This window comes from Janthinobacterium sp. B9-8, from assembly GCF_000969645.2.
In the GTDB taxonomy this organism is placed as follows: domain Bacteria; phylum Pseudomonadota; class Gammaproteobacteria; order Burkholderiales; family Chitinibacteraceae; genus Iodobacter.
This window is the reverse complement of the sequence record NZ_CP014222.1, coordinates 21,681-48,239: the sequence shown is the minus strand read 5'-3', so window position 1 is coordinate 48,239 and position 26,559 is coordinate 21,681. Positions and strand designations below refer to the sequence as shown.

Below are 26,559 nucleotides of genomic sequence, written 5' to 3'. Positions count from 1 at the left end.
CAGGTGCGCGATATCTCGCTGAGTGAGGTAAACCTCACACGCAGACTGCTGCTAACCCGACCCACGAAATCATCGATCAGCGACCATCACACCCAACCAATCCCGATCACACAAAAAGTCGCTATATAAACGCGCTTCGGGTGTGCCTGCTTCGGGGTGATAATCGTAGCGCCAGTTCACCACCGGTGGCATAGACATCAGGATGGATTCAGTGCGCCCTCCTGATTGCAAGCCAAATAGCGTACCACGATCAAACACCAGATTAAATTCTACATAACGGCCACGGCGATACGATTGCCAGTCGCGCTCGCGCTGGCCATATTCGGCGTCTTCGTGGCGTTCTACAATGGGCACATAGGCGGGCAAAAAGGCATTGCCCACGCTCTGCATCATGGCAAAGCTGGCTTCAAAACCGGCGGCGTTGTAATCATCAAAGAAAATACCACCAATCCCACGCGGCTCATTGCGGTGTTTTAAGTGGAAATACCGATCACACCACGCTTTGAATTCCGGATAAAGCGCCGCGCCAAAGGGATCGAGCGCGTCTTTGCAGGCCTGATGAAAATGCACCGCGTCTGCTTCTTGGCCGTAATAGGGGGTGAGATCCATGCCGCCGCCAAACCACCATACATCCTGCTCACCGTCTTGATACGCACGAAACATGCGCACATTCATATGCACGGTAGGGATATACGGATTACGCGGGTGCAAAACTAAAGACACGCCCATCGCTTCAAAGGCCCGCCCAGCCAGCTCTGGCCGACCCGCGCTCGCCGATGGTGGCAGGGCAGCGCCCATCACATGCGAGAAATTCACTCCGCCACGCTCAAATAAGTTGCCGCCTTCAATCACTCGCGTCATGCCACCGCCGCCGCCTTCTCTTTCCCACTGATCGGTATGAAAAGTAGATCCATCGAGCTGCTCTAAGGTGGCGACAATATTTTGTTGCAGACTTAAGAGGTAATCTTTAACGGCAGTTGAATTCATTAAAAATCCTAGTCAAGAAAAAGGCTGCCGAAAAAGGCAGCCTATATGGAGTGATTTACAGCACGGCGTTCATTAAGCAGCTTGCACTGGGGCTTGGTGCTTAATTTCTTTGATGCGGTTGTCACCATCCACAAACACCAGCGCTGGGTGGAAAGCGGCGATTTCTGCTTCTTCAAAATTAGCGAAGGTGGCAATAATCAGTAAATCACCCACCGCAGCACGGCGCGCGGCCGAGCCATTCACCGAAATAATGCCCGAGCCACGTTCGGCCTTAATGGCGTAGGTAGAGAAACGCTCGCCGTTATCCACATTCCAGATATGAATCTGTTCATGCTCAAGGATATTAGCGGCTTCAAGCAGGTTTTCATCGATGGCGCACGAACCTTCGTAATGCAGCTCAGAGTGCGTTGTGGTGCAGCGATGAATTTTCGATTTAAGCAGAGAACGTTGCATGGTGTTTCTCCAGCCCGTTTCTGGGCAGGGCTATTTCAGAAGGGATCAGATTATAATCCCAGAAGCGATGCTTGGACAGGGTAAATAGATGTTAGATACAGAGGAGATGCGCTATTTTGACGCAGCGCAGCAAATCTGCACGCTATTCAATCGCAACCACATATCAACCCCGATAAACAAAGCAACCATCTAGCAGAAACTCACCTGCGGCCACTCTGGCATCTGGCGATACACGGTCAAAATTAAGCTGCTGGCCATCTACAACAACCCACGCCGGTATCGGTTTTTCCTGGTAACTGCCAATCACCTCAACAGCCCGCTGGATATTTGCAGGGGTTTTTGCCACAACTGGCGCAGGGCTAGGCTGCACAGGGGAGATATCGATCTCTTTGGGCGCAGCCGCAGCTTCAATTTCAGCCGCTTGCAGCGGCAAATTGCGTAAATACAAATTAAACGCGAATTGCGGCAAGATCAGCCGGCGCACTTTTTTTTCATCATCAATGATGCAGCACACGCCAAATTCTGTTTCGCACTTAGGGCAGCGCGCCTTGGCCGCAATGGCAATATGGTTTTCTACCAGACGCGCAATGCCGTACATATCATTAGCTTGCAACATTTCCCCACAGCTCACACAGGGCTTGGAAAACTGGCGAACCTGCGCACCATTTTTAAACTTCAATGGCAGGCATTGCTTAAGGCGTTGATTGGGTAGCATTTATAACCATCATTGTTTGTTAAAAAATTGAGGGAGTGGAGAGTGGTGATTAATAAAACCCAACCCTATCAACTTAAAGGGAATTCGTAGCTTGGGTTAGCAATCTGCATGTGCAGGTTTACCACACTCAACGATATATCGCGTAACCCAGCATTCTTTTACGCTTCAACGTTAGGTTACGCTGATTTATCCGCCCTTAAACAGGCGAATAAACCAGCTAACCCAAGCTGCAAAAGTGCCATTTCCCGCTGGTTTTACCTAAGTTGATAGGCCCTCATTCCCTACTCACAGCCTTTTTAAATAGTCGCCATACGCGTTTCAAGCACAAGCTCGAGTAAATCAATTTTCATCACTTGTAGACTGACCGTTGTGCCGGCCGGTAGTTCCGGTATGCCTGCACGCATCACTAATGGCATGCCATCAACTCGAACTAAATTCTCTTTGATCACCACGGCAGTAATTTCACGTTTGTTTTCCTGCTGCAAGTAACGCAAGCACCAGTACCTTTCCATCTTATCTTGTAATTCAGCATAAGCGGCGTAGGCGGTGTCGAAACTTCCGATAATCGAATACAGCTCAGCGTCATTTTTTTGAAAACGTGGTTTAGTATTGCCAATCAGCGCCAGCAATTGCAGCTGATTCACATAATCTACCGCACGGCGTAGTGGTGAAGAAGCCCAGGAGTAGCACTCCACGCCCAAGCCAATATGCGGGCCAGCCTGCGTAGTTAAACGCACACGACCGCCATTTTGGCCGCGATAAATACCCGCCACCTGGCCCTGCATCAAATCCTTGCCCCAAGTGCTATTGGCCAGAATCATCAGCTCGGCAACCAGTTTATCCATGGGTGCGCCACGTTTACGCGGCACAATACGCACGCGTTTTTCGCCATCAATCTGATCAATGTAAAAACTGTAATCAATTTTAAGCGGCGCAGTTGGGTCGGCCTTACCACGGCGGCCTTCCAATGCACCGGCAAAGTGCCATAAGAAGGTGATTTCTTCTTTCCAAGGGAAATCAGGCGCATCTGCTTTACCTGCGGTGTTTTCATTAAACACCGGCTCAAGCTGCTCGTGACGTAAGTTGGCAGCAATTGGGACCATCTCTACTACGCTGCGATGAGAAAGCACATCAAAGCCGAGCGACAGCTCTAAATACATGCTGAGCGCCGGGCAAGTTTTGCCTTCTTGCAGGGTAAACACTTCCACCACATCGTTTGGCAACATGGTGATCTTGTCGCCGGGCATGTATACGGTAGACAAACGATCCAGAATAATTTTATCGACGTCAGACCCTGCCACAATGCCCAAGGCAGGTGCGGCGATGTGGATACCCACCTGCCAATTACCATTAGGCAACCGCTTCAGGCTGAAAGCATCGTCAATTTCTGTAGTGGTGGAATCATCAATACTAAAGGCCTGCACATCGGCCAGTGGTAAATCGCTAGGGCAAGTCACCGGCTCGGTTGGCGCAAAGCCACGGCCCTTAGGGAAGGATTCAGCTAGAAAGCCATCGAGCAAGTAATCGGCTACATCAGGAATCGCACCGATTTTTTCCATCAAACGTAAGGTAGAGGTCTGCATGGCATCCGCAGCGGCGGCCAGCGTTTTCCATTCGATGGTGTTTTTATCAGGGCGGTGCAGTAATTTGCTGGCCAAAGGAATAAATGATTCGGGCAAAGAACCTGCTTGCAGCTCGGCTTGCCAGATTGCCATTTGCTCGGCTTCTTTTTTCTTTTTCTCGAGGCCCGCTAAAGCAGCTTTCAGATTTTCTTCAGGCGCGGCTTTGTAATGGCCACGACCCTTGCGGTAAAAATACATCGGCGCGCCGTGTAAACGGATCAACGCGGCAGCCTGTTGCTGCACCGAAGGGTTCGCCCCAAAGTATTCTGTGGCGATGTCGTTAAAAGCAAACTCATCCGCGCCGCAACATTCCCACAGAAAATCGATATCAATTTCATCAGCCGCAGCTTGTGCCGCTTTTAGGAAATCATCCAAGCTAATCCGCTCAAAGCGCAGCAGCACATTAGCCGCCTTCACTTTAAAACGCTTACCACGGGTATCTTCAAGCATCAGGCTTGCCGCCTGCTCTTCCTTGATCGTGGCTACCTTGAAATTACCATCTTCCTCAAAAAAAACATTCATTCTCAAGCCGCCAGCATTCATTTATTGATTTAGCCGAGCATTATAACAAGGTCCGCCCTGTGTCGCTTGCTGGTGATCAGATTTGTAGGGCGGGTGAAATCCGCCCTACAGCTCATTACTCCGCACCACCCAATTGTGCCAGCAGCTCGGTTTGGTGCTCGTTAACCAGGGCTTGCGTCAGGTCGTTCATGTCGCCGTCCATGATGTAATCCAGCTTGTAGAGCGTAAGGTTAATCCGGTGATCGGTCATGCGGCCTTGAGGGAAATTGTAGGTGCGGATGCGCTCGGACCGGTCGCCGGAACCCACCAACGATTTACGCTGTGCGGCTTCAACGGCGTGGCGTTCGCGGTCTTGCACATCTTTAATCCGGGCGGCCAGCACCGATAAGGCACGGGCTTTGTTTTTGTGTTGACTGCGATCATCTTGGCATTCCACCACAATGCCGCTTGGAATATGTGTCACCCGCACTGCCGAATCAGTTTTGTTAATGTGCTGACCACCGGCACCGCTGGCGCGGAAGGTGTCGATGCGTAAATCGGCAGGGTTGATGTAGATTTCTTCTGCTTCATCGGCTTCGGCCATCACCGCAACCGTACACGCCGAGGTATGAATGCGGCCCTGTGTTTCGGTGGCAGGCACGCGCTGCACACGATGAGCGCCGGATTCAAATTTCAGCCATGAATAAGCACCAAAGCCCACGATGCGGGCGATAATTTCGCGGTAGCCGCCCAGATCAGATTCACTGGCGGACACCACTTCTACCTGCCAGCGATTACGCTCGGCAAAGCGGCTATACATGCGGAATAAATCACCAGCAAACAGCGCCGCTTCGTCCCCGCCCGTACCGGCACGGATTTCCAAAAAGATATTGCGCTCGTCATTAGGATCTTTAGGCAACAGCGCTTTTTGCAGCTCGACTTCCAAAGCTTCGATGCGCACCTTGCCTTCTTTGATTTCTTCTTCGGCCATATCCTTCATATCAGGATCGCTGAGCATTTCTGCTGCGTCGGCCATATCGGCTTCAATCTGGGTAAATCGGTGATAAAGGGCAACCACCGGCTCTAATTCGGCGCGCTCTTTGGTGAGCTTGCGATAGCTATTCATATCGCGGGTGGCTTCTTCGGTCGCCAGTAATGCGTCGACTTCTTCAAGACGATCAGCAAGTTGCGCCAATTTGGCAGCAATAGAAGGTTTCATTTCAGTTCCAGAGTGTATGTATTTGGCCTTTTAAACCCAAATCTTGAACCACGGAGCAAAAGGAGAACACGGAGTCTCACGGAGAAAAACAAAACCGAGAAAAATTAAGCCGCAGTAAAAAAGCACTTAACTTACTTCAAGGGTTTCTCCGTGTAACTCCGCGTCCTCTGTGTCCTCTGTGGTTCAAGATTTGGGTTTTAGGGCGTTGTTTTATAATTAGTATTACTAGCTGGCAAGGCAGCTACTCGTGCAGGCGGTAGAGGCGGCGCACGGTGGTGAGGGTGTTTTCTTGCTCTTCCGGCAAGACATTATTTAAGGCGGCAAGTGGGGCGTGCATAAATTTATTGGCCATTTGTCGTGAAAACTCTGCGAGTACCGCTTCGGCATTTTCGCCTGCAGCCAGTTTCTTTTGCGCTTTTTCCAGCTCATGCCGAGCGATTCGGTCGGCATAATCTTTTAAATCTCTGATTGTAGGCACTAAGGCCCGGCTGGCTACCCAGCGGTGAAAATCGCCCACGCGCTCGCTGATAATTGCTTCGGCCGATTCAACCTCACTGGCCCGGGACTCCTGCCCCTGGCGCACTACTTCGGCCAAATCATCTACGGTATACAGATAAATATCCGATAGATCACCCACCTCTTCCTCTACATCGCGCGGCACAGCTAAATCCACCATAAAGATGGGGCGATGCTTGCGCTCTTTAAGCGCCCGCTCAACCATACCCTTGCCCACAATCGGCAACGGTGCTGCGGTTGAGGTCACCACAATATCAAACTCGGCCAATCTGGATGGCAGATCTGATAATAAGATCGCTTCACCGCCAAATTTTTTCGCCAGGATTTCACCACGCTCTATGGTGCGATTCGCCACCGTTATCTGCTTAGGGCCGCGCGCGTGAAAGTGCGTGGCGCAGAGATCGATCATTTCTCCTGCGCCAATAAAGAGCACCTTACAGGATGCCACCGAGGGGAATAATCGCTCGGCTAAGCGTACCGATGCTGCCGCCATCGAAACCGATGCCGCGCCAATCCGTGTTTGGGTTCTGACTTCTTTGGCCACCGAAAAAGCACGCTGAAACACGCCATTGAGCAGCACACCCATCGTGCCCGCATCACGAGCAAAACGCTCGGCGTCTTTTAGCTGGCCTAAAATCTGTGTTTCGCCCAGCACCATTGAATCTAAACCACTGGCCACTCTGAATGCATGGCTGGCCGCATCACCACCATTGAGCACATACAGATGCGGCTCGATATCTTCTACGCGATGCCCGCGCGTACTCGCCAGCCAAGCCAGTACTTGCTGTGGTTCCCGTGTATTGCAGTAGAGTTCGGTTCGATTACAGGTCGACACAATCGCGGCTTCTGATACGCCATGCTCGGCGCTCAACATAGCCAAAGCGGTTGGCACTTCTGCTGGAGTAAACGCGAGCCTCTCCCTGACTGCTACAGGCGCAGTGTGGTAATTAACTCCGAGAACAAGCAGATTCATAGGGATTCATCGGCGGCAGGCGAAAGAAAACCGCCCATTTTACCCTGAAACGGTAAGCGACTCACACTGATGTCGCTAATACCACTTTATGCAGGCTCACTTAGGCGGCTGATAAAACCCGGCTCAACCCCAATCAGCGGCATAAAACAAAGTTGTTTTGTACCGCTCAAATAGAAGGTTTAGATCGTGTATTCAAATAAATCATAGCCCATTTGCTGCTCAACTAATTTCCCTGCGCGTATCAGCATTTCGCCATCCGCAGTCAGCACAGACAGCTCGCGCAAATGGGTATAGCTTCCCTTAGGCGCAGCCAGCATAGGCGCTTGCTTAAGAGCCGGAATTTCGGGCAAAAACAAAGCAGGCTGGTACTGCCCGTCCTTTACACCAATGGTAGGCCGGAACAATACGGCTGAGGCGCGCACAGTCATAATTTGCAGACCAATTTCTAAATGCTGCTGATCCATTTGCTGCAACCACCGCACCGATGCAATCATCCAGCTTTCATGGCCCTGAGCACGTAAAGCCACAATCTCGCCTGCACGCACCCGCTCCACCTGACTATTCTCGGCCACCACCGCATAACCACCAGGGCTTTCATTGAGTACGGTCCAATGGGTAATCGGCAGCTCTTCACTCGTGCCCAGCACCGCATCTTCATCCAGTAAGTTTTCTGGCTGTAATAAGCTGCGACCGTCATTCACGCATAAGACTGCAGCCCTCAAGCCTAGGCACACATCAACAGGCGTATGCGAGGCAATCCTTTGAAAAGTACGCTTTGCGGCAATCGTCCACTGGCGCGACACCCGGCGTAAAATTTCTATCCACATCAAAACTTTGGCTCTGTCCTTCGCCATCGATGCTTTGGCCTCTAAAGCCGCCAGAGACTTATGCAATTGCCGCACTAATTCGGAGGTATCAAGCAGTACTCCCCCACCTAAATAGCCCTCCATACTACGTGCGCCCACATATTGCGGTGGCTTATCTTCATCCAGGCTTACTAAGAAAAATCCCGCTGAACTACCTAATTGAGACACCGGCTGAAAATGCGCATAGCTGGCGTAGCTTTCAACGATTTCCACCACTTTATCTAATTCAATCCCGGCAAAACGCTGCGGCTCGGCCAAAGCCAGTAGCAAGATATATTTATACGTGCGGGCCACGCTAGGGCTCTTGGCATCGCTTGAAACCTGATCAATCAGATGAGCCTCAACCGCATATCTGAATAATTTATGCGCTTCTAGCCAAACGCCTTCCGGCATAGGCGAGTACACCCGGTAGCAGAGCTGGGACAAACCATAATACTGGGCTAAGATTTTTTGAATTAAAACAGGAACAATCTTGTTATTGCCAAAGGAAAGCCGCTTATCTAGGCGATCCACAAGGGCGATTTTATATCCATCGGCCAGCTCCATGCACAACCTGCGTGCCAATAAAGCGGCTGCCTGTGCCTGCTCTTTTAAGGGCAGACCGGGCGCTCTATAAACCACAGCCAGCTCCACCGAAAGCGGCTCCAGCGTAGCGCAATATTCATCAAGTAATTTAGTTCGCTCATCGGCATTAATTTTGACGCGATTGCATGCTGCCAAGGCATCGCACATCTGTCGCCCAGCGAGCAGAGGATTAGCCATAGGCAAAGCAGCCAGCCACTCTTTTAAGCGCTTTGGATTTGTTTCCACACTGGCAGCAAGGCTAGGCTCGCAAACCGGTAATTTAAGCAACAGCGGCATCAACAAACTCCGAAATTACATTTTCAACAGCATCTAAAGCGGCCATTGTTCCTGCCAGTAAATGCGCAGCCTCTGCATCACTTAAGCAATAAGGCGGCATAAAATAAACGGTATTGCCAATCGGCCTTAATAAGAGTTCCTGCTCTAAAGCTGCGGCAAAAAAGCGCTGTGCAAAACCGGGCGCGGCATCAATCACATCAAAAGCCCAGATCATCCCCGTGCGCCGATAGTTTTTAAGCTTGGGATGCGTGGCAAGTGGCAAAAACAATGCATCCCAACGTTGCGCTTTTTCAAGGTTTTTTTGAATCACATCGTCATTTTCAAAAATATCCAAAACAGCTAAAGCCGCCGCGCAAGCCAGAGGATTCCCGGTATAAGAATGCGAATGCAAAAAAGCCCGGTTGATATCATCATGATAAAAAGCAGCGTAAATTTCATCGCTGCTCAGCACCACGGCCAGCGGTAAAAAGCCGCCGGTAATCCCTTTAGAAAGGCATAAAAAATCCGGCCGTATCTTTGCCTGCTCATAAGCAAACATAGACCCTGTGCGGCCAAAACCCACGGCAATTTCGTCACAAATTAAATGAATTTGATAGCGATCACATAAAACCCGAGCTTTTTGTAAATAGCGCGCGTCATACATCGCCATGCCTGCCGCGCCTTGTACTAAGGGTTCGAGAATCAGCGCGGCGATATCTTGATGATGCTCGGCCAAGGTGGCTTCTAGCGATTGCAAGGCACGATCGGCCACATCAACCGCCGTTTCAGCGGCCGTGGCTTGGCGTGCATCGGGATTCATTACGCAAAAATTTTCCCTGACTAAGGGAGCATAAGCCGCACGGAAAATCGGCACATCGGTCACCGACAAGGCCCCCGCCGTTTCGCCGTGGTAGCTATTTTCTAAATAAATAAAGCGGTTTTTTTGTGGCTGGCCCAGATTGCGCCAGTAATGCACCGACATTTTAAGTGCCACTTCAATGGCAGACGCGCCATCCGAGCCATAAAAGGCGTGGCCCAAACCGGTGAGCGTTGCAAGGCGCTCGGATAACTCCACCACGGGCTGATGGGTAAAGCCCGCCAGCATCACATGCTCTAAGCTATCCATTTGCTGACTAATCGCCGCTTTAATTCTGGGCTCGCCATGGCCAAATAAATTAACCCACCAGCTAGAAACCGCATCCAGATAGCGTTTGCCATCCACATCGTATAGCCACGCACCTTGTGCACGGGCAATCGGGATCAGCGGAAAGCTTTCGTGGCGCTTCATTTGCGTACAAGGGTGCCATACGGCGGCTAAGCTTCGTGCCAGTAAATCAGTGTTTTTCATATAAAAATATAAAGCTTCAGATAAGCTATTTTAGTCCAGACTGCTCAATACCTTAGCAAAATCCGCTTTAAAACGCACAGGGGATATCCGCAATAAAAAAGGCGAGCACGCTGGCTCGCCCCGATCAAATCAAATTCACGCATCCGTTTTAGAATGATTTAGAAATACTGAGCTTGTAATTACGCCCTACTCCAGTCACGCCTTCACTCAGATATGGCTGATAATCACGATTAAATAGATTATCAATCGTCAACCTCGCTTCTAGTCCACTCAACATATCACCCCGGCCTTTCCAACTGGCAAACAGGGTATGCAAACCATAACCTTTGGATGGCGGTAAGCGATAAACATGGCCAACCGGCAATACTTTATCTTGTTCGCCCACAAATTTACCCTGCCAGCCTGCGGTAATGCCCTGCTCAGGTAATTTAAAGCCCAGCCCCATGATCAGTTTATCGGGGGCCACACTCGATACCGGCTCATCGTTACCCCAAGGATCGCGCTGGCTGCCGTTTCTTCTGCCGTATTGCATCGACAAAGACGCGTTGGCAAAGAAGTAGCGAGTGTTATAGAAGGTTTCGATTTCCATCCCTTCGGTTTTATAGCCACTCAAATTGCGGTAATTAGATAGTGCTGGCGGTAATTTATCTCGACCCGCAGACGTGTAGCCCGACACCAACACACCAAGGCGTGGGCCGATATTGTCTGAGACCCGGTTTTGATAGAGGGTAAAGCGCAGCTGTGCATCGTCATTGTCGGTCAGCAAACCTTGCTGATTCCACATTGCGCCCACACGCGCAGCGGTAATTCGCTCGACATCGAGGCCACGGCTTGTGCCGGGCGTGGCTGACCCCACGTCCGATGACACGTAGTACTCTGTGGAATACAGCTCATCAATCGTTGGTGCGCGCCAGGTCTGGCTGATATCCGCAAAGAAAGAGGCATGGTTATTGGCTTTCCAGAACAGGCCCAGCCTAGGTGAAAAGCCTTCAAACCTGGCTTCGCTATAATCATGACCTGCAGCAGGCAGCGGGCTGTTATAACGGCGCGCCCGGTTCGGCACACCTTCTGCGGTGATATGGTCGTAGCGCAATGCCGCTGTCAGCGTCACATCGCCATAGCTCACCGCATCTTGCACATGAATGCCCAGCCCTCTTTGCTGACCGGCAGGCATATAGTAAGGCTGGAAATAGCCGTAGTTATAACTAGGGTCTTTTATTGCCGTGCTGCTTGGGTAATACATCAGCGTATCGCGCTGATTATCGTGCCACTGCGTACCAACGCTCAGCACATGGGCAAAGGGGCCGCTAGTAAACAAGCTTTCATTGCGCAATTCAGCCAGCTTATCGGTGTAAGTAGCCCAGCTTTCATTACCTAATGAGCCAAGGAAAGAGCCCACAGAGGCCGTGGCGGAGCGTTGATCGTGCTGATTGGTTTTAGAATAGCCATAGCTCGCCAAGATATTGATCAGCGGATTATCACTCGGGCTAAAGCGCCATTTTGCAGAGTAAGTGGTGTCTTCCTGATCCCGGTACAGCACCTTGCGCTTCCATGCTTCATCAAAACCAAATTTTTTAATTTCTGCATCGGTAGGCGCTGGCGCGTCTTCACCCAGAGCCGCAAAAGGGGCCCAAGCGCTACTGCGGCCTTGCATGGTCGAGAGTGTGAGTAACTGATCTTCTGTCAGGCGGATATTTAATTTTGCGAGGCTGGAAGGCGCATCAATGGCAGAAAAACGGAAAGGATCGCCATTGGGTTTGCGCAAATCATCGGATTCGCGCTGAGTAAAATACACCAGCGCATCAAAACGGCCATCTTCAGTGCGGCCATACACAGCCGCCGTGGTGTCTTGCTCATGATTATTTGTTTGATGCGAATACTTGAGCAAAGCCCCTAGATTAGCGTCGCCCTGTAAAAGGTCTTTAGCGTCTTTAGTTTCAATCGTGATCACACCACCAAAGCCACCATTGCCATACAGAGAGGTGTGCGGGCCTTTATTCACTTCAATTTGTTTCACCAGCTCAGGCTCGATAAAAATCGAGCCCTGGCGATATTTTTCAAAGCCCTTAGGCGCGCCGTCCACAATCACTTTTACATCCTGAACTTTATTAAAGCCCCAGATATTTAAAGTTTGCCCGCTGGGACGCGATGTGCCGGTTAAATCCACCCCCGGCAAGGTATCAAGCAAGGCGGCCACATTGCCAGCCTGCTGACGTTCAATATCTTCATGATCTAAATAGGAGCGCCCCACATTGGCGCTACCCATTTTTTCACCAAATACAGTGATCGCAGGCAAAGTTGTTTCAGTGGACTTTTTTGCAGCCACTTCGCTGGCTGTTTTACTTGCGACTTTACTTGCGAAGGCAGGGGCACTAAAGGCGGCGGCAAGTGCAAGCACCATCGCTGTATTTTGGATCTTCATTTTGCTCAAACTCGTTTTAAATAGAACAGCAAGGGCAGAACTTCATATGCCCTTTTTTAGGGAAGTCGACAGTGGCTCAGAGATGTAACTCAATCGTCATCATTATAAATGATAATGATTCCCATTAAAACAGTTTTCTTACAAATTAAAGCCTCCAATCTGGTGAGATCTGCATGGTCGGTATCAGCAATAATGATGCTCTTCAAAAAATTTCGCTCTTCCCCCACTTGAAAAGACCTTACCTCGCCCATACCATCTAGCACTCGTTAGCAGTGAGTGCTAACAGCGTTCTGTAGGCCGCTTGGCCAAGCATTGAATGCCACTTTTTTATCTGGAGAGTGAACACCATGAAAATTCGTCCTTTGCATGACCGTGTAGTAATCAAACGCGTTGAAGCTGAAGAAAAAACTGCATCTGGCATTGTGTTGCCAGGTAACGCTGCTGAAAAGCCGGATATGGGCGAAGTGGTTGCCGTCGGTAACGGTAAGATTTTAGAAAACGGCTCTGTACGCCCAATGGCTGTTAAAGCTGGCGATAAAGTAATTTTTGGCAAGTACAGCGGCCAAACCGTGAAAGTAGATGGCGACGAACTGCTAGTAATGCGTGAAGAAGACATCATGGGCGTGATCGAAGGTTAATTAACCTGCGTGATCCTTCGTGACCGAGGCCCAAGCCCGGCACGATCTCAAACCACTACGGAGTAAATGAACATGGCAGCAAAAGAAGTTAAATTCGGTGATTCCGCCCGCGCCCGCATGGTAGCTGGTGTAAATATTCTGGCTGATGCCGTTAAAGTAACACTGGGCCCTAAGGGTCGTAACGTTGTGCTGGAACGCAGCTACGGCGCGCCTACCATCACCAAAGACGGTGTATCGGTAGCCAAAGAAATCGAACTGAAAGACAAGTTCGAAAACATGGGCGCGCAAATGGTGAAAGAAGTTGCATCTAAGACTTCTGATATCGCTGGTGATGGTACAACGACTGCTACCGTATTGGCTCAAGCCATCGTGCAAGAAGGCATGAAATACGTGGCTGCCGGTATGAACCCAATGGATTTGAAGCGCGGTATCGACAAGGCTGTGATTGCCTTAGTTGCTGAGCTAAAAAACATTGCTAAGCCTTGCTCTACCACCAAAGAAATCGCTCAAGTTGGCTCTATCTCTGCTAACAGCGACGAAATCATCGGCGAAAAAATCGCTGCTGCGATGGAAAAAGTAGGTAAAGAAGGCGTGATTACCGTTGAAGACGGTACTGGCCTTGAAGATGAGTTGGATGTAGTTGAAGGTATGCAGTTTGATCGCGGCTACCTCTCACCGTACTTCATCAACAACCCAGAAAAACAAATTGCCCTGCTGGACAATCCGTTTGTACTGCTTTTCGACAAGAAAATCAGCAACATCCGTGACCTGCTACCGGTACTGGAACAAGTGGCTAAAGCTGGCCGCCCACTATTGATTATTGCTGAAGATGTAGACGGCGAAGCGCTGGCAACTCTGGTAGTGAACAACATCCGCGGTATTCTGAAGACTGTAGCTGTTAAGGCTCCTGGCTTTGGTGATCGTCGTAAAGCCATGCTGGAAGACATCGCTACCCTGACTGGCGGTACTGTGATCGCTGAAGAAGTTGGCCTAACCCTAGAAAAAGCCACACTGGCTGAATTGGGTTCTGCTAAGCGTATCGAAGTATCCAAAGAAAACACCATCATCATCGATGGCGCGGGTAATGAAGAAAGCATCAAAACACGCGTTGGCCTGATCCGTAAGCAAATCGAAGATGCAAGCAGCGATTACGATCGTGAAAAACTGCAAGAACGCGTAGCTAAATTAGCTGGCGGCGTTGCAGTGATCAAGGTTGGTGCAGCGACTGAAGTTGAAATGAAAGAGAAGAAAGCCCGCGTTGAAGACGCACTGCACGCAACACGCGCAGCTGTGGAAGAAGGCATTGTGGCCGGTGGTGGCGTAGCTCTGCTGCGCGCACGCTCTTCTATCATTGACCTGAAAGGCGCTAACGTTGATCAAGATGCAGGTATCAAGATCGTACTGAAAGCCATCGAAGCGCCACTGCGTCAAATCGTACAAAACGCGGGTGACGAGCCTAGCGTTGTGGTTTCCAAAGTATTGGAAGGCAAAGGTAACTTCGGTTACAACGCCGGCACTGGCGTTTACGGCGACATGGTAGAAATGGGTGTTCTTGACCCAGCTAAAGTAACCCGCTCGGCACTGCAACACGCAGCATCGATCGCTGGCCTGATGCTGACAACCGACTGCATGATTGCTGAGCTTCCAAAAGAAGAAGGCTCAGGCATGCCAGATATGGGCGGCATGGGTGGTATGGGCGGCATGGGTATGTAATTTAAGCTTTAGGAATCGGGCTTTAATTTAAAGCCCGACAACTAGCTTAATAATAAAAAACGCCACTCCTTTGGGGGTGGCGTTTTTTATGGCCGCTTCAGCTAACACTACTCTTTAAAAGCTATTTTCTCAGCCATCAGCAAGCGAATATCCCGTCTTGCCTCAGCCGCCACCCAGCGTACTTTTTCATCATCGGTACTCGGTACGAGTGGAGGCACCACCACCGATTTACCATCATCCCCCATCGCCACCATAGTGAAATAGCAGCTATTAGTATGGCGCTCGGTTTGGGTGCGGATATTTTCGGCCACCACTCGAATGCCGATCTCCATCGAAGTACGACCGGTGTAGTTAACACTGGCTAAAAAATACACCAGCTCCCCTACAAACACTGGCAATTTAAACACCACCTGATCCACCGATAAAGTCACCGCATACGCACCCGCGTAGCGGCTGGCACAGGCGTAAGCCACCTGATCCAATTCTTTCAGCAGCGCACCACCATGCACCTTGCCAGAAAAATTCGCCATATCTGGCGTCATCAGGACTGTCATCATCATTTGATGCCGAGGGAGATCTGACATGCTGCATCCTTTATGTATTTTTATTACAGCATAGCGCCATATAGGCCCTATTAAACAAAAACCTACTCAGCCTGCCTGTAGGCTTTTCCCTATCCTTACAACAATCAAGCACCGGCCTTGCACATTTAAAACTAAACTCTGCCTAAAAAACTTAAATCAAGTAAAAAACGTGCTGTAAATAAAAGAAAATACAGCATAATTAGCCCCCAATATCGACCATAAAAGGCTACCCAGCCGGATTAGCTATGCCTCTTATCTACCATGCCCACGTTTATTTTTTACCAGAACAAATCAGCACCGCCGAAACACTGCACGGTGTACTAAGCAAAACTTTGCCAGCCAGCTGCTGGATGGGGGATTTAATTCACCGCGAAGTAGGCCCGCATACCCAGCCAATGTTTGAAATCAATTTTGATGAAAACTTACTGATCGAAGTCCGCGCCCTGCTTGAAGCACAGCGTGGTGGGCTATCGGTCTTAATCCACCCAGAGCTCACCGACGATGTAGAAGCCCATACCGATAGCGCAAGCTGGTTAGGTGAAGAATTAGCCTTGAAAATATATACCCTGTCGCGGGGGGAGTGATTGTGGGGCTTGTGCTTGCCCCATGAGCGCCAAGCACAAGCCTCTTTATTCAAAAAAATCTAGCACGACTTGTTATCGCTCTATTCGTAAGCTGGATGCAGAAAACGCAAAAATTGCAGAATCGCTGATTCAGCTCACTGAAACCAATCGAAGCAGGGGGATTACCCAACGATTGAACCCGATACAGAAATCAGGTGACTTTAATCCAACCAAGCCGCACAACGAGCAGGCACAATAAATGAACACCACCTTCTTACTTATGGCCCAATATTCAAAACCGATAGTACAGTTGAAAGAAATTGCTGAAGAATATCTAGGCCTAACGCCAAGAGAAGCACAGCGCGAAGCAAATATGAACCGGCTGCCGATTCCGACCTTCCGCCTAAGAGACAGCCAAAAAGCCCCACTGATGATTCATATTAAGGATCTGGCCACGCATATCGATACCACCCTTGCTGTAGCCCGAGTTCAATGGAATAAAAGCCAAATATAATTTGTTTCAAGTGGTGAATAAAAAATATGTTGAATCAGACATCTACTTGACACCCAACACTAAATTTCTTAGTATCGAGTCATGCTAGGGACTAGGAGTATCTCCAGTCACTAAACCTAGCCTCTAGGGCGCTATATTTAGTTACGTTTGTGTGTACTAGCAATGCTTCGTTGCAGCTAGTACACGCTTTTCGTAATATTCTAAAATTCTCGATCGTGTAAGCCCACGCCATCTGATCATCATCTTCGATACTCAGTTCATTTTCTGAGGCCTATATTAGAAGATGACTGTCCCTTATCTATCTATTGCTGCATAATCACAAATTATAGTCAATTATTTTTATTTTTAATTAAATAATAATTCGCAATCAACAATCTGATATTCTATATTATTTTTCAAACCTAAAAATTGAAAAGACAACATAAACTTTTTATAAAGAAAGTGAATGGAAAAATGAAAAAACAAAGTTTTGAACACATGTACAACGCGATGTTTCATGGCAAGTATAGTTTTTCCGATTTTTTAAACTGTGATATTGATAGTGAATACACTACAATTAACTTGCGTGATCGTGTAATTTATTCATCGAGTAAAAAACTTAAAGACTTTCATAAATTTCTCAATTTATTTATTTTTGATTTTCTACATATTAGTATTGATTCTGTATTTTCATACAGGAAAGGATACAATGTTGTTGATGCGGTCCAGATGCACAAAAATGGGAAATACTTTTTTCAATCAGATATTGTTGATTTTTTTCCTAGTATTCATGAAAATCTAGTTAAATCAACGCTCAAACATAGTTTAGAATCCACTCCTATTTTAGATTTAGATAAATACCTTGATTTAATCATAAAATTAACAATGATAAACAACAATCTTCCCATTGGATTTTCGACCTCACCATTAATAAGCAACGCAGTTCTGTTAGATTTTGACGAAGAAATATTATCCTATTGTAGGAAAAAAAACATACAATACTCAAGGTATTCTGACGACATAATATTTTCCGCCGAAAACATAGAGGAAATTATAGAAGTCCCCATTGTCGTAGAAAAATGCCTAATCAGTCATTACAACAATACATTTAAGATAAACAAATCAAAAAGTAAAATAAAACACATTGGAGGAAAGGTTAAAATACTAGGCATGGTAATAATGCCAAATGGTTCGTTAACCATAGACTCAAAATTAAAAAACATTATAGAAACATTACTACACCTTTATAGAACTGACAAACAAAAACTCAAAGAAATCTCAGAGAATGATTTAGAAAATGGAATAAAAAAAATAACTAATTATTTAAACTACATTAACGCAGTAGATGCAAACTACTTATTAAAATTAAAGAAAAAATATGGCCCTGCAATTATTGATTATTTTATACATAAAAAACGGAACTAACAATGAAATTGTTTATAAAAATAAGAAACGTACAACACATAAAAGAGTTTGATTTTAAATTTAATTTAAAAGCAGGCACATTACAATGTTTAGTTGGAAAGAATGGAACGGGAAAAACCACATTAATAAAGACTATTGGCAACATTTCAAGAAGGGATACTTTTTTACAAACATCACAAACTTCAATATTTAATGAAAAAAGTGCAATTAACTACATCATTAATGACAATGAAGAGCTCATATATGCATATGATCAAAATATAAAAAGTATTGATTGTAAGAAAATGGTTAATTCAGAAATATCAAAAAATATCGACATTGAACTACCTATCCCCTATGGAAAAAGATTTAATTTTTTTCAAACAATAAGTAAATTTGATGATCAAATACGAAAGTCTATCGCGCTTGGAAAATATAAAAAACCCACAGAATTAATAAAATTTATTTCAGAAATATATGGAAATAGTAAATTTGAAAAATTAATAGAGATAGAAACAAAAGATGATTGTTGCTATTGTATTTTAGAGGATGATGGTAGATACATTAGGGAAGACTACTTATCCTCTGGTGAATATTTTTTAATAAGTTTATATAGAAAAATAAATACAAAAAAACTTGCAATTGTTATTGATGAAATTGACATTTCACTTGACGCTGCTGCACAAGTTAAACTCATAAGTTGGCTTAGAAAGTTTTGTGAAGAATATAATATTTGCATATTATTCACGACCCATTCCTTAGCTCTCATGAAGACGCTAAATGACGGTGAACTTTACTATCTAGAAGAAAAAAATGGTAGCCTGTCCATTAGACAGGCTACTTATAATTATGTGAAGTCTATTTTATTTGGATTTACAGGATGGGATAAATATATCCTAACAGAAGATGAAAACCTACAACACTTCATCACGTATATAATAACAAAATATGATATTGACCCATATTACAAATATATAATTATTTATATTGCCGGAGCAACTAATGTTGATGATATTGTAAGAAGAAATATAAAAAACAATTTCTTTGGTGAACCTAAAAACATTGCCGTAATTTATGATGGTGATCAAGCAAATAAGGAACATGCAAGAAAAGAGAGGGTATTTTGTATTCCATTCAAAAACATAGAAGATTTCTTTTATGATGAATACAATAAAGAAAATAGCACACTTAAAAGAATGCCAGGATCTGAAAAATACAAAGACACTAAAAAATTCTTTAAAAAATATTACAAAACCACAATGACAAAATCAAAAATTTTTGATTATTTTTGTGAGAACTATGAAAAAGAACTACAACCATTCGTGTTTTTTCTAAGGGAATTCATTTCTAAAATAAATTAGATTTTTTTATTTAATGGAAAACAATCCTTAATATTTTCCTACAGTAATAATTAATCACGAATTAATTATTATGTAGGATATTGAAAAATATTCATAAAAATAAAATTTTTTATATCTCATCCCTAATACAACTAAAAATCATTACAGAGGAGTTCTTATAGTTTATCGCCGATACGTTTTCTTCCCCACAGGTAACACTTCTACCGGCCTAGGCTCCACTGGCTCACCGATCACCTTCACGGTCGCTGAAGATGAAGATGACAACACTTCATACTTGCCATGCAGAGATTCTAGCCGCAGGTTCGTATAGCGGCGCAAGCTTCCCCGTGACTTATGGCCAGAGACCATGGCTACTTCTTGGATCTGGTAGCCAGCCTCAAACAACCAGCTGATTCCCTCATGGTGCAAATCGTGAAGCCTCAGATCCTCAATGACCAGCGCCTTGCACATGCGAATAAATGCCGCGCCAACTGAGCGGGGGTTATAGGGAAGCGGCGATCAGTCTTAGGCTGACGCCGCACAATATCCCAAGCGTCGCCCAACAGCGGGATCTCTTGGCCATTGATTTCTTTCTTGGATGAATCTTTACGCTGCCGGACTAATAGAATGTGCTTAGCTTCATTTACATCCATCCACAAAACTTTGCAGATTTCTTCCTGCCACATGCATGTAGTATTTATGGCAAAACGAATAATATCCGCCATCGGTGGCGTTCTGCCGTGCTGAAAAGCTTTCGGTATATAACTCCCGCGCCACACCTGAATCGCGGGTTACGCCTGCGGCTAACCCGCCCTACATGTGTTTCACCCCTCAAAACCACGCCCCGCCATGTGCGCCCAGCACCCCGCCGAATGTAGCAATCAGGCCCAAAGCCAGCAGGGCGTAATGTAAGTTCTGTAATAGCCGCAAAGTGCCTTGCGGATCTTGCTGAGCACGCCGATGCAGCCAGCGGTGAATCACAAAGGGCTCCAGCACAAACAGCATTAGGGTGAACACCGCCCAAGTAATGATCATCGCCCACAGCCACCAGCTGTCTAATAAGCGACTCCAGCTATCCGTCAGCCACAACATCGCCACGCCCGACAACATGGCCAGCTGCGTCATCAGCTTGGCCTGATTGCCAAAGCGATGTTCTAGCAGCTCAAATGTGGCGTAATCCTGCTGATGGCGGCGCAAGGCAGGCAGCAGCACCAGCGTGACAAAAGCCACTCCCCCTATCCATAGCAGGATGGAGACCACATGCACGGCGCGAAGTATGGCGTAGCTATTAAGAGTCATGATGTTTGCCTGAAGCAAAACGCTGATTTTACGCAGTTTTGCTGTAAAAGTTTCATAGGGTGCACAACGACGAAGTCGTTGTGCATCAAGGGCTGGTGCGCAAGAAAAACGACTTGCACACCCTATAAATAATTAACTTTTGTGCTTGTCTTAAGCTAATACCTAAAAGGCAAAAAAAATGCCACCTGTGTAGGTGGCATTTTGGGCTGGCGAGGATTAAACCCCTGCACCATGCGCTTGTTCATCCGCATGGTAGCTGGATCGCACCATGGCACCCACGGCAGCGTGTTTAAAGCCGATCTCGTAAGCGAGTTTTTCAAACACTTTAAATTGATCCGGGTGCACATAACGCAGCACAGGCAGATGGCCTGTAGCGGTAGGTTGCAGGTATTGGCCGATGGTGATCATGTCTACATCGTGGGCACGCAGATCGTGCATCACTTGGATCACTTCTTCATCGGTTTCGCCTAGGCCCACCATAATGCCGGATTTGGTCCGCACATCAGGGTACATGGCTTTAAAGCGCTTCAATAAATCTAAGGAATGCTGGTAATCCGAGCCAGGCCGAGCTTGTTTATACAGGCGCGGTGCGGTTTCAAGATTGTGATTCAAGACATCAGGCAGAGCCTGTTTAAACAGATCCAGCGCAATATCTAAGCGCCCACGGAAATCAGGCACTAGCACTTCTACTTGGGTCGCTGGCGATTGCACTCGTGATTGGGTGATGCAGTCTACAAAGTGCTGCGCACCGCCATCTCTTAAATCATCGCGATCGACCGAGGTAATCACTACGTATTTAAGCTTGAGCGCGGCAATCGTTTCGCCCAAATGCACCGGCTCTTGCGCATCCAAAGGATTTGGGCGGCCATGGCCTACATCGCAAAACGGGCAGCGACGAGTGCAAATGTCACCCATGATCATAAAGGTGGCTGTGCCCTTGCCGAAGCATTCGCCAATATTGGGACAGGCGGCTTCTTCGCAAACGGTGTGCAGCTTTTGGCTACGCAAGATTTGCTTGATTTCACCAAAGCGGCCATTTAAAGATGGCGCTTGTACACGTATCCAATCGGGCTTTTTGATGCGCTGATCAAGCTGCACAATCTTAATAGGGATGCGAGCAGTTTTGGCTTCGCCCTTGAGCTTAACGCCCACTTCTTTCGATGGCTGTTTGGTGTCTTGAGTCATGGCTGATCGCTAGCTGAGTAAGGTAGAGGCATTTGAAAAACGGGGCATGGCTTCACCGCATTTTTAAAGCGCCAATACCCCTACATCGGTTAAGGGTTTGATCTGGTAGGCTATTTTTTCGGCAAGTTTACCGGCAATTGCGGCGGATGTCGCATCACTGGCGAAATCACTCAGTTGAGTCACGCGCATACCGGCATAGCCGCAGGGATTAATCCAATCAAATGGCGTTAAATCCATATTCACATTCAGTGCTAAACCGTGATAGCTGCAGCCCTTTCTTATCCGCAATCCTAAAGAAGCAATTTTTGCTTCGCCCATTTCCGGGTTCACATACACGCCGGGTGCATCGACCTTGCCGTAAGCAATGACGCCAAAATCAGCCAGGGTATCTATTACAGATTGCTCTAGTTTTCTGACCAACTCGCGCACACCTAGGCCATTTCGGCGTAAATCCAGCAGCACATAGGCCACCACTTGGCCAGGGCCATGGTACGTAATCTGCCCGCCTCTATCGATTTGCACAACAGGAATAGTGGTAGCGGCAATCAGATGCTCAGGCTTGCCCGCCTGGCCTTGGGTATAAACCGGCGGATGTTCGACCAGCCAAACTTCATCTGGCGTATCTGCATCGCGGCCATCGGTGAACGCCTGCATGGCCCGCCAAGTTGGCTCGTATTCAAGCATACCCAGCTGTTTAATAATGAGTTCAGGCACTCACATCACCATCTTCACGAGCGGATGGGCGCGTAAAGCAGTATCGAGCGCATTCACTTCGTCCGCCGATTGATAGGTGGCCGATAAGGTCACCGAAATAAAGCTGCCACCGCTGCTGGTACGTACCGAAATCCATTCTGCTTTAAAATCGGTGATGTGCAATACCGCTAGCTCATAGACCACCGCATGAAACTCATCATGCGGCACATCTTTATGGCTGATCGCCTTCATTGGCAGCTCGGCCGGGAACTCAACTAAATCAGCTAGCTTGGGTGCATCTTGACTCATTATTAAACCCTTTTTTACTCTACACCGAGGCGCATGGCCTCGTTTTTAAATACTTGAAAATAGCCATACATGGCTTGATACAGCGGCCCCGGCTGACCTGTGCCAACAACTTGGCCGTCTAAGCTCACTACCGCCAGCACTTCTTTAGATGAAGAAGTCAGCCAGATTTCATCGGCCTGCCTTGCTGCCGATTCACTAATTGGGCGAATCTCGAGCGGCATATTATGCTGCTTGGCCAGTTCTATTACCAAGTCATAAGTAATACCCGTCAGCATCAAATGGCTAGGGGGCGGGGCAAGTAACACGCCCTCCTTCACCACTAAGATGTTGCTGGATGCGCCTTCTATCAAGAGCCCATCCCGAAAAAGAATCGTTTCGGCCACGCCAGCATCTACGGCCTGCTGCTTAAGTAAAACATTGGCCAGCAGGGAAATCGCCTTGATATTGCAGCGCTGCCAACGAATATCGTCGCTCGACACCGCCGCCACGCCATTTGCAACTGCCTCACGACTGGGTGGCAATAATTCATCGGCAAACATAAAGACTGTCGGCTCGGGCGTGGCCGGAAAAGCATGATTACGCGGAAACGCAGGCCCACGGGTGATTTGCACGTAGATGCTTTGATCCGCAAAGCTTTGCTGATCAATCAGCTTTTGAATCAAACTGGCCCATTCAGCCACCGTATAAGGGTTGGGCATATTAATCGCCGCCAAACTTGCTGCCAAGCGGCGCAGATGTTCGGTCAGCCTTAAAGGGTGACGATTGTAGACAGGGATTGCTTCATAGATGCCATCACCAAACAAAAATCCGCGGTCTAAAACAGAAATCTGCAAATCGGCCAATGGCGCAAAGCGACCATTTAAAAAACCAACGAGGGGAGGGAAATCCATAAAGTATCTCCAAAAAAACTTCAAAAGTTCTGTAAACACAGAGGGCGCAGAGAACACAGAGAACACAGAGAACGGGGAGAAAACCTTTTTATGAGAAGAACAGCGGATTATTTAGCTGCATATTCGGTTTTCTCATTTTTACACTTGGTTTACCTCTGTGTGCTCTGTGTTCTCCCCATTCTCTGTGTCTACAGATCTTTTACATCAACCAAAAATCGATTTAAACCACATGCGGATTGAATCCCATGCTCGGCCGAAGATATTGGCTTCGGGTACTTCTTCCAAGGCCACCACCGGCAATTCAACCAATTGCTTATCGTTTAAGCTCACCACCAATTTACCCACATTCTGGCCCACTTTAATCGGGGCAATCAGCGGCTGGGTGCTGGTAAAGGCCATTTTCAGATTTTTAGCATCGCCACGGCCCACCGTAATAAAGCGGTCTTCTAAAAAGCCCACGTTAACCTTATCTGATTTACCTTTCCAAACCGCTACATTTGAAACCGCTTGCTTGGCAGCATAAAGGCGCGGGGTTTCCTGGAACTGAATTCCCCAGTTCAGCAGCTTGCTCGATTCGCTAGCGCGAACTTCATCGCTGGCTGTACCCACAACAACCGAGATCAAACGACGACCATCACGCTTGGTTGAGGCAACAAGGTTATATCCGGCGCTGGCTGTATGGCCTGTCTTCATGCCATCCACAAAAGGATCGCGGTAAAGCAGCAGATTGCGGTTAGGCTGTTTGATATTGTTGTAAGCGAATTCTTTCATCGAGTAGATAGGATAGAACTCGGGGAAATCATGAATGATGGCGGCCGCCAGCTTGGCTAAATCGCCCACCGTCATATAGTGATCAGGATCAGGCAGGCCAGTGCTGTTTTTAAAGTTAGTGCCATTCATGCCCAAGCGCTTGGCTTCACGCGTCATTAGCTGGGCAAATACTTCTTCGCTACCGGCAATGGCTTCGGCCAGTGTGACGCAAGCGTCGTTACCACTTTGCACGATCATGCCCTTGATCAAATCATCCACAGTGACCGGTTTTTTAGGATCAAGGAACATGCGCGAGCCTTCGGTGCGCCAGCCTTTATCCGAGACGGTGAGCTGCTGATCCAACTTTAACTTACCTTCTTTTACAAATTTAAAAGTGAGATAGGCCGTCATCAGCTTGGTCAAAGAAGCGGGCTCTACACGCATCTCCGGATCACGCCCGGCGAGCTGAATGCCACTTTGATAATCAGTGAGTAAATAAGCCTTTGCAGCAATATCCGGCACAGGCGGTACAAACGCCTGTGCGGAGGTCGCAATTAAAAGGGAAAGAATAACGGCGGGTGTAGCAAGACGGGAGATCATGGCAGGCAGTGTGTGAGGGCTTGGAAAAATAAGATTATAAAGGCAAGCCGCACCGGATATGGCCTAAAAACAGATTATAAATTATTAACTTCCCCGTAATAATTTACCTCTATTAACGCTGGCAAATACATGGGCATTAAATTGTCGGAATGACTTCATTTTGCGAGGGCAAAAGATCTGCCCTGCCTCTCTGTTTAAAATCAGCCACCCCTTTTAACTCAGCTCATACACTGGCCGCTCAAGCTGCTTTTTTCAGGCGGCACTTGCCCCGGAAGCGCCAGAGCATAGTGCAAAGACAATAGCTGCCAGCCCTGAGCCCCTAACTGCCACTGGCTACTATTCACCCCTGTGTAATCGGGCTGTGCTTGATGAGCACGGCGGCGGCTTTCTACCACGCTATACACCTGGGCATGAGCGCCATAGCGGCGTAGCTCGCGATGCACCTCGCATTCAAGCAGCGCATCAGGGGAAGGTGCTTTCATCATGTCTAAAAATTCACTGCCCGACCAAGAATTGAGATGAAGACTAGCGCTACGCAAACCCTGACCCCAGATACGGGCCTGAGGATGGAGTAAAGGGCGCAGCAGCTCGATATCAGATGCCGCACCCGCAGCATGGCCAATACCTTGCCACAGCTGGCTTAAACGCTGTTCGAGTTGCGCCTGGCTTGCCGCCTCAATCTGAGGACCCAGCTTACTCAGTAAATCAGGCCAGCTCACACGATAAAGCTGTGATAAGCCCGCGCTATGCGGGCCGGGGCGGGTAGAGGCAAACATCAGCCAGCGACCATCACTACTCACCGAAGGCGTAAATTCAAAGCTTGCCGTATTAATAGGCGCTGGCAAACGAATCGCTGGCCCAAAGCCTGCACCCAGCCGCTCGGCAATAAAAAGATCGCCTTCATTGGCAAGCTTTGTAGATTCTTCCTGACGATCACTCCACCACAGGACATAGCGCCCATCTGGCGAGAGCGTGAAATCACTATTGGATGGCCCGATATTAATCGGCGCTGGCAAGGCCAGTGCTGGTGAGTGCTCGCCACTCGCAAGGCGCTCACTCAGGTAAACCGATAGCTTACCCGGCCCGCCTTTACGATAAGAAGCGAAGTAAAGCTCATCAGCATAGCGCTCTGGCCCTAACTCATAAGCCCGGCTTTGCACGGCTTCACTCAAACGCTGCGGCTGGCTCCACTGACCCATGGCCCACTTCGATTCAAAAATATCCAATTGCCCAAGCGGCTGATCGCCTGTAACGAGGCGATCAGAAACAAAGGTGAGTGTCTTGCCATCACGACTCAGATGAGGGTCTGAATCCCTCCAGCGAGGATCGCTAAAGGGAAGCGCCTCTGCAGCTAACCATTGCCCATCTACACGGCGCTGCCAGAAAACCTGCGACTGTTTAAAACCAGCGGCCGAGCGGGCAAAAACACGCAGCTCGCGTAGCTCCTGCAAATTATAACTTTGCTGCGTTGCATCTTTGGGCCCCACTGACATCGCTTCAATTTGCAACTCAGCAGCCCCAGCCAAGCCATTTAGGCCAAGCAGCAAGGAAGCCGAAGCCAAGCACAATTGGATTAAACTTTGAGGTCGATAAAGAGCACGCAAATTGACTTTCATGGTCAGTTTTAGCTAAGTGA

The 26,559-nt window shown here is 47.8% G+C and carries 26 protein-coding genes; 7 read left to right on the top strand and 19 right to left on the bottom strand.

The window, feature by feature from the left end:
- Positions 1-69: 69 nt before the first annotated feature.
- The 9 genes from hemF to VN23_RS00170 form a co-directional block, all read right to left on the bottom strand.
- Positions 70-987 carry an oxygen-dependent coproporphyrinogen oxidase gene (gene hemF / locus VN23_RS00210; RefSeq protein WP_046350272.1) on the bottom strand — a complete coding sequence of 306 codons (918 nt, stop codon included), beginning with the start codon at positions 985-987 and terminating at the stop codon, positions 70-72.
- A 72-nt stretch (positions 988-1,059) separates the two neighbouring features.
- Complete coding sequence (gene panD, locus VN23_RS00205) at positions 1,060-1,440, bottom strand: aspartate 1-decarboxylase (RefSeq protein WP_046350273.1); 381 nt, start codon at positions 1,438-1,440, stop codon at positions 1,060-1,062.
- A 163-nt stretch (positions 1,441-1,603) separates the two neighbouring features.
- On the bottom strand, positions 1,604-2,155 hold the full coding sequence (locus VN23_RS00200; protein ID WP_046350274.1) for a hypothetical protein: 552 nt from the start codon (positions 2,153-2,155) through the stop codon (positions 1,604-1,606).
- A 296-nt stretch (positions 2,156-2,451) separates the two neighbouring features.
- The gene (locus VN23_RS00195; protein WP_046350275.1) at positions 2,452-4,299 is read right to left on the bottom strand and encodes a ribonuclease catalytic domain-containing protein; all 1,848 of its coding nucleotides are present in this window, start codon (positions 4,297-4,299) and stop codon (positions 2,452-2,454) included.
- Positions 4,300-4,414: 115 nt separating this feature from the next.
- Positions 4,415-5,497, bottom strand: a complete 1,083-nt coding sequence (gene prfA, locus VN23_RS00190) for a peptide chain release factor 1 (protein ID WP_046350276.1) — start codon at positions 5,495-5,497, stop codon at positions 4,415-4,417.
- A 241-nt stretch (positions 5,498-5,738) separates the two neighbouring features.
- Positions 5,739-6,986, bottom strand: a complete 1,248-nt coding sequence (gene hemA, locus VN23_RS00185; RefSeq protein ID WP_046350277.1) for a glutamyl-tRNA reductase — start codon at positions 6,984-6,986, stop codon at positions 5,739-5,741.
- A gap of 179 nt (positions 6,987-7,165) precedes the next feature.
- The gene (locus VN23_RS00180; protein ID WP_046350278.1) at positions 7,166-8,713 is read right to left on the bottom strand and encodes a hypothetical protein; all 1,548 of its coding nucleotides are present in this window, start codon (positions 8,711-8,713) and stop codon (positions 7,166-7,168) included.
- Positions 8,697-10,040, bottom strand: coding sequence for an adenosylmethionine--8-amino-7-oxononanoate transaminase (gene bioA, locus VN23_RS00175; protein ID WP_046350279.1), 1,344 nt, complete (start codon positions 10,038-10,040; stop codon positions 8,697-8,699). Before bioA ends, VN23_RS00180 begins: the two co-directional genes overlap by 17 nt.
- A gap of 148 nt (positions 10,041-10,188) precedes the next feature.
- The gene (locus tag VN23_RS00170; protein ID WP_052746396.1) at positions 10,189-12,462 is read right to left on the bottom strand and encodes a TonB-dependent hemoglobin/transferrin/lactoferrin family receptor; all 2,274 of its coding nucleotides are present in this window, start codon (positions 12,460-12,462) and stop codon (positions 10,189-10,191) included.
- A 347-nt stretch (positions 12,463-12,809) separates the two neighbouring features.
- Between VN23_RS00170 and groES the strand changes: the two genes are divergently transcribed.
- Together groES and groL are read left to right on the top strand one after the other, a co-directional pair.
- Positions 12,810-13,100, top strand: coding sequence for a co-chaperone GroES (gene groES / locus VN23_RS00165; protein WP_046350280.1), 291 nt, complete (start codon positions 12,810-12,812; stop codon positions 13,098-13,100).
- 72 nt (positions 13,101-13,172) lie between these two features.
- Positions 13,173-14,813, top strand: coding sequence for a chaperonin GroEL (gene groL, locus VN23_RS00160; RefSeq protein ID WP_046350281.1), 1,641 nt, complete (start codon positions 13,173-13,175; stop codon positions 14,811-14,813).
- A gap of 107 nt (positions 14,814-14,920) precedes the next feature.
- Here the strand turns inward: groL and VN23_RS00155 are convergent, their stop codons facing one another.
- Positions 14,921-15,397, bottom strand: a complete 477-nt coding sequence (locus VN23_RS00155) for an acyl-CoA thioesterase (protein ID WP_046350282.1) — start codon at positions 15,395-15,397, stop codon at positions 14,921-14,923.
- 245 nt (positions 15,398-15,642) lie between these two features.
- Between VN23_RS00155 and VN23_RS00150 the strand changes: the two genes are divergently transcribed.
- From VN23_RS00150 to VN23_RS00130, 5 genes are all read left to right on the top strand, one after another.
- Complete coding sequence (locus VN23_RS00150; RefSeq protein WP_052746397.1) at positions 15,643-15,981, top strand: DOPA 4,5-dioxygenase family protein; 339 nt, start codon at positions 15,643-15,645, stop codon at positions 15,979-15,981.
- 22 nt (positions 15,982-16,003) lie between these two features.
- The gene (locus tag VN23_RS00145; RefSeq protein WP_046350283.1) at positions 16,004-16,219 is read left to right on the top strand and encodes a hypothetical protein; all 216 of its coding nucleotides are present in this window, start codon (positions 16,004-16,006) and stop codon (positions 16,217-16,219) included.
- Positions 16,220-16,474 (top strand): pyocin activator PrtN family protein, encoded by a 255-nt coding sequence (locus VN23_RS00140; RefSeq protein WP_046350284.1) that lies wholly within the window; start codon positions 16,220-16,222, stop codon positions 16,472-16,474.
- A gap of 453 nt (positions 16,475-16,927) precedes the next feature.
- Complete coding sequence (locus tag VN23_RS00135; RefSeq protein WP_046350285.1) at positions 16,928-17,878, top strand: reverse transcriptase domain-containing protein; 951 nt, start codon at positions 16,928-16,930, stop codon at positions 17,876-17,878.
- A 2-nt stretch (positions 17,879-17,880) separates the two neighbouring features.
- The gene (locus VN23_RS00130) at positions 17,881-19,218 is read left to right on the top strand and encodes an AAA family ATPase (RefSeq protein WP_046350286.1); all 1,338 of its coding nucleotides are present in this window, start codon (positions 17,881-17,883) and stop codon (positions 19,216-19,218) included.
- 162 nt (positions 19,219-19,380) lie between these two features.
- Here VN23_RS00130 and VN23_RS22360 read toward each other — a convergent pair whose 3' ends face one another.
- From VN23_RS22360 to VN23_RS00090, 9 genes are all read right to left on the bottom strand, one after another.
- Positions 19,381-19,668 carry a tyrosine-type recombinase/integrase gene (locus tag VN23_RS22360; protein ID WP_082752522.1) on the bottom strand — a complete coding sequence of 96 codons (288 nt, stop codon included), beginning with the start codon at positions 19,666-19,668 and terminating at the stop codon, positions 19,381-19,383.
- A complete protein-coding gene (locus VN23_RS21655) occupies positions 19,638-19,922 on the bottom strand; it encodes a hypothetical protein (RefSeq protein WP_062654781.1) in 285 nt (94 codons plus the stop codon). Before VN23_RS21655 ends, VN23_RS22360 begins: the two co-directional genes overlap by 31 nt.
- Before the next feature lie 106 nt (positions 19,923-20,028).
- A complete protein-coding gene (locus VN23_RS00120) occupies positions 20,029-20,496 on the bottom strand; it encodes a hypothetical protein (RefSeq protein WP_046350287.1) in 468 nt (155 codons plus the stop codon).
- 216 nt (positions 20,497-20,712) lie between these two features.
- A complete protein-coding gene (gene lipA / locus VN23_RS00115) occupies positions 20,713-21,681 on the bottom strand; it encodes a lipoyl synthase (protein WP_046350288.1) in 969 nt (322 codons plus the stop codon).
- Between the two features lie 63 nt (positions 21,682-21,744).
- On the bottom strand, positions 21,745-22,395 hold the full coding sequence (gene lipB, locus VN23_RS00110; protein WP_082752521.1) for a lipoyl(octanoyl) transferase LipB: 651 nt from the start codon (positions 22,393-22,395) through the stop codon (positions 21,745-21,747).
- Complete coding sequence (locus VN23_RS00105; RefSeq protein ID WP_046350289.1) at positions 22,396-22,683, bottom strand: YbeD family protein; 288 nt, start codon at positions 22,681-22,683, stop codon at positions 22,396-22,398. It lies immediately after the preceding gene.
- A gap of 14 nt (positions 22,684-22,697) precedes the next feature.
- A complete protein-coding gene (locus tag VN23_RS00100; protein WP_046350290.1) occupies positions 22,698-23,573 on the bottom strand; it encodes a D-amino acid aminotransferase in 876 nt (291 codons plus the stop codon).
- A 204-nt stretch (positions 23,574-23,777) separates the two neighbouring features.
- Positions 23,778-24,923: a D-alanyl-D-alanine carboxypeptidase family protein gene (locus VN23_RS00095; RefSeq protein ID WP_046350291.1), complete on the bottom strand. Its 1,146-nt coding sequence runs from the start codon at positions 24,921-24,923 to the stop codon at positions 23,778-23,780.
- Between the two features lie 218 nt (positions 24,924-25,141).
- Entirely contained in the window at positions 25,142-26,539 is a 1,398-nt protein-coding gene (locus VN23_RS00090; protein WP_046350292.1) for a PD40 domain-containing protein, read from the bottom strand.
- Positions 26,540-26,559: the final 20 nt, after the last annotated feature.

Bases quoted from the DNA above. Each gene is read 5' to 3' on its own strand.
- bioA (WP_046350279.1), bottom strand. From the start codon at position 10,040: ATGAAAAACACTGATTTACTGGCACGAAGCTTAGCCGCCGTATGGCAC.
- VN23_RS00145 (WP_046350283.1), top strand. From the start codon at position 16,004: ATGAGCGCCAAGCACAAGCCTCTTTATTCAAAAAAATCTAGCACGACT.
- hemF (WP_046350272.1), bottom strand. From the start codon at position 987: ATGAATTCAACTGCCGTTAAAGATTACCTCTTAAGTCTGCAACAAAAT.
- VN23_RS00200 (WP_046350274.1), bottom strand. From the start codon at position 2,155: ATGCTACCCAATCAACGCCTTAAGCAATGCCTGCCATTGAAGTTTAAA.
- groES (WP_046350280.1), top strand. From the start codon at position 12,810: ATGAAAATTCGTCCTTTGCATGACCGTGTAGTAATCAAACGCGTTGAA.
- VN23_RS22360 (WP_082752522.1), bottom strand. From the start codon at position 19,668: ATGTGCAAGGCGCTGGTCATTGAGGATCTGAGGCTTCACGATTTGCAC.
- VN23_RS00170 (WP_052746396.1), bottom strand. From the start codon at position 12,462: ATGAAGATCCAAAATACAGCGATGGTGCTTGCACTTGCCGCCGCCTTT.
- VN23_RS00095 (WP_046350291.1), bottom strand. From the start codon at position 24,923: ATGATCTCCCGTCTTGCTACACCCGCCGTTATTCTTTCCCTTTTAATT.
- VN23_RS00150 (WP_052746397.1), top strand. From the start codon at position 15,643: ATGCCTCTTATCTACCATGCCCACGTTTATTTTTTACCAGAACAAATC.
- VN23_RS00135 (WP_046350285.1), top strand. From the start codon at position 16,928: ATGAAAAAACAAAGTTTTGAACACATGTACAACGCGATGTTTCATGGC.
- VN23_RS00130 (WP_046350286.1), top strand. From the start codon at position 17,881: ATGAAATTGTTTATAAAAATAAGAAACGTACAACACATAAAAGAGTTT.
- lipA (WP_046350288.1), bottom strand. From the start codon at position 21,681: ATGACTCAAGACACCAAACAGCCATCGAAAGAAGTGGGCGTTAAGCTC.
- panD (WP_046350273.1), bottom strand. From the start codon at position 1,440: ATGCAACGTTCTCTGCTTAAATCGAAAATTCATCGCTGCACCACAACG.
- VN23_RS00155 (WP_046350282.1), bottom strand. From the start codon at position 15,397: ATGTCAGATCTCCCTCGGCATCAAATGATGATGACAGTCCTGATGACG.
- VN23_RS00090 (WP_046350292.1), bottom strand. From the start codon at position 26,539: ATGAAAGTCAATTTGCGTGCTCTTTATCGACCTCAAAGTTTAATCCAA.
- groL (WP_046350281.1), top strand. From the start codon at position 13,173: ATGGCAGCAAAAGAAGTTAAATTCGGTGATTCCGCCCGCGCCCGCATG.
- prfA (WP_046350276.1), bottom strand. From the start codon at position 5,497: ATGAAACCTTCTATTGCTGCCAAATTGGCGCAACTTGCTGATCGTCTT.
- VN23_RS00105 (WP_046350289.1), bottom strand. From the start codon at position 22,683: ATGAGTCAAGATGCACCCAAGCTAGCTGATTTAGTTGAGTTCCCGGCC.
- VN23_RS00120 (WP_046350287.1), bottom strand. From the start codon at position 20,496: ATGACTCTTAATAGCTACGCCATACTTCGCGCCGTGCATGTGGTCTCC.
- hemA (WP_046350277.1), bottom strand. From the start codon at position 6,986: ATGAATCTGCTTGTTCTCGGAGTTAATTACCACACTGCGCCTGTAGCA.
- VN23_RS00100 (WP_046350290.1), bottom strand. From the start codon at position 23,573: ATGGATTTCCCTCCCCTCGTTGGTTTTTTAAATGGTCGCTTTGCGCCA.
- VN23_RS21655 (WP_062654781.1), bottom strand. From the start codon at position 19,922: ATGGCGGATATTATTCGTTTTGCCATAAATACTACATGCATGTGGCAG.
- VN23_RS00140 (WP_046350284.1), top strand. From the start codon at position 16,220: ATGAACACCACCTTCTTACTTATGGCCCAATATTCAAAACCGATAGTA.
- VN23_RS00180 (WP_046350278.1), bottom strand. From the start codon at position 8,713: ATGCCGCTGTTGCTTAAATTACCGGTTTGCGAGCCTAGCCTTGCTGCC.
- VN23_RS00195 (WP_046350275.1), bottom strand. From the start codon at position 4,299: ATGAATGTTTTTTTTGAGGAAGATGGTAATTTCAAGGTAGCCACGATC.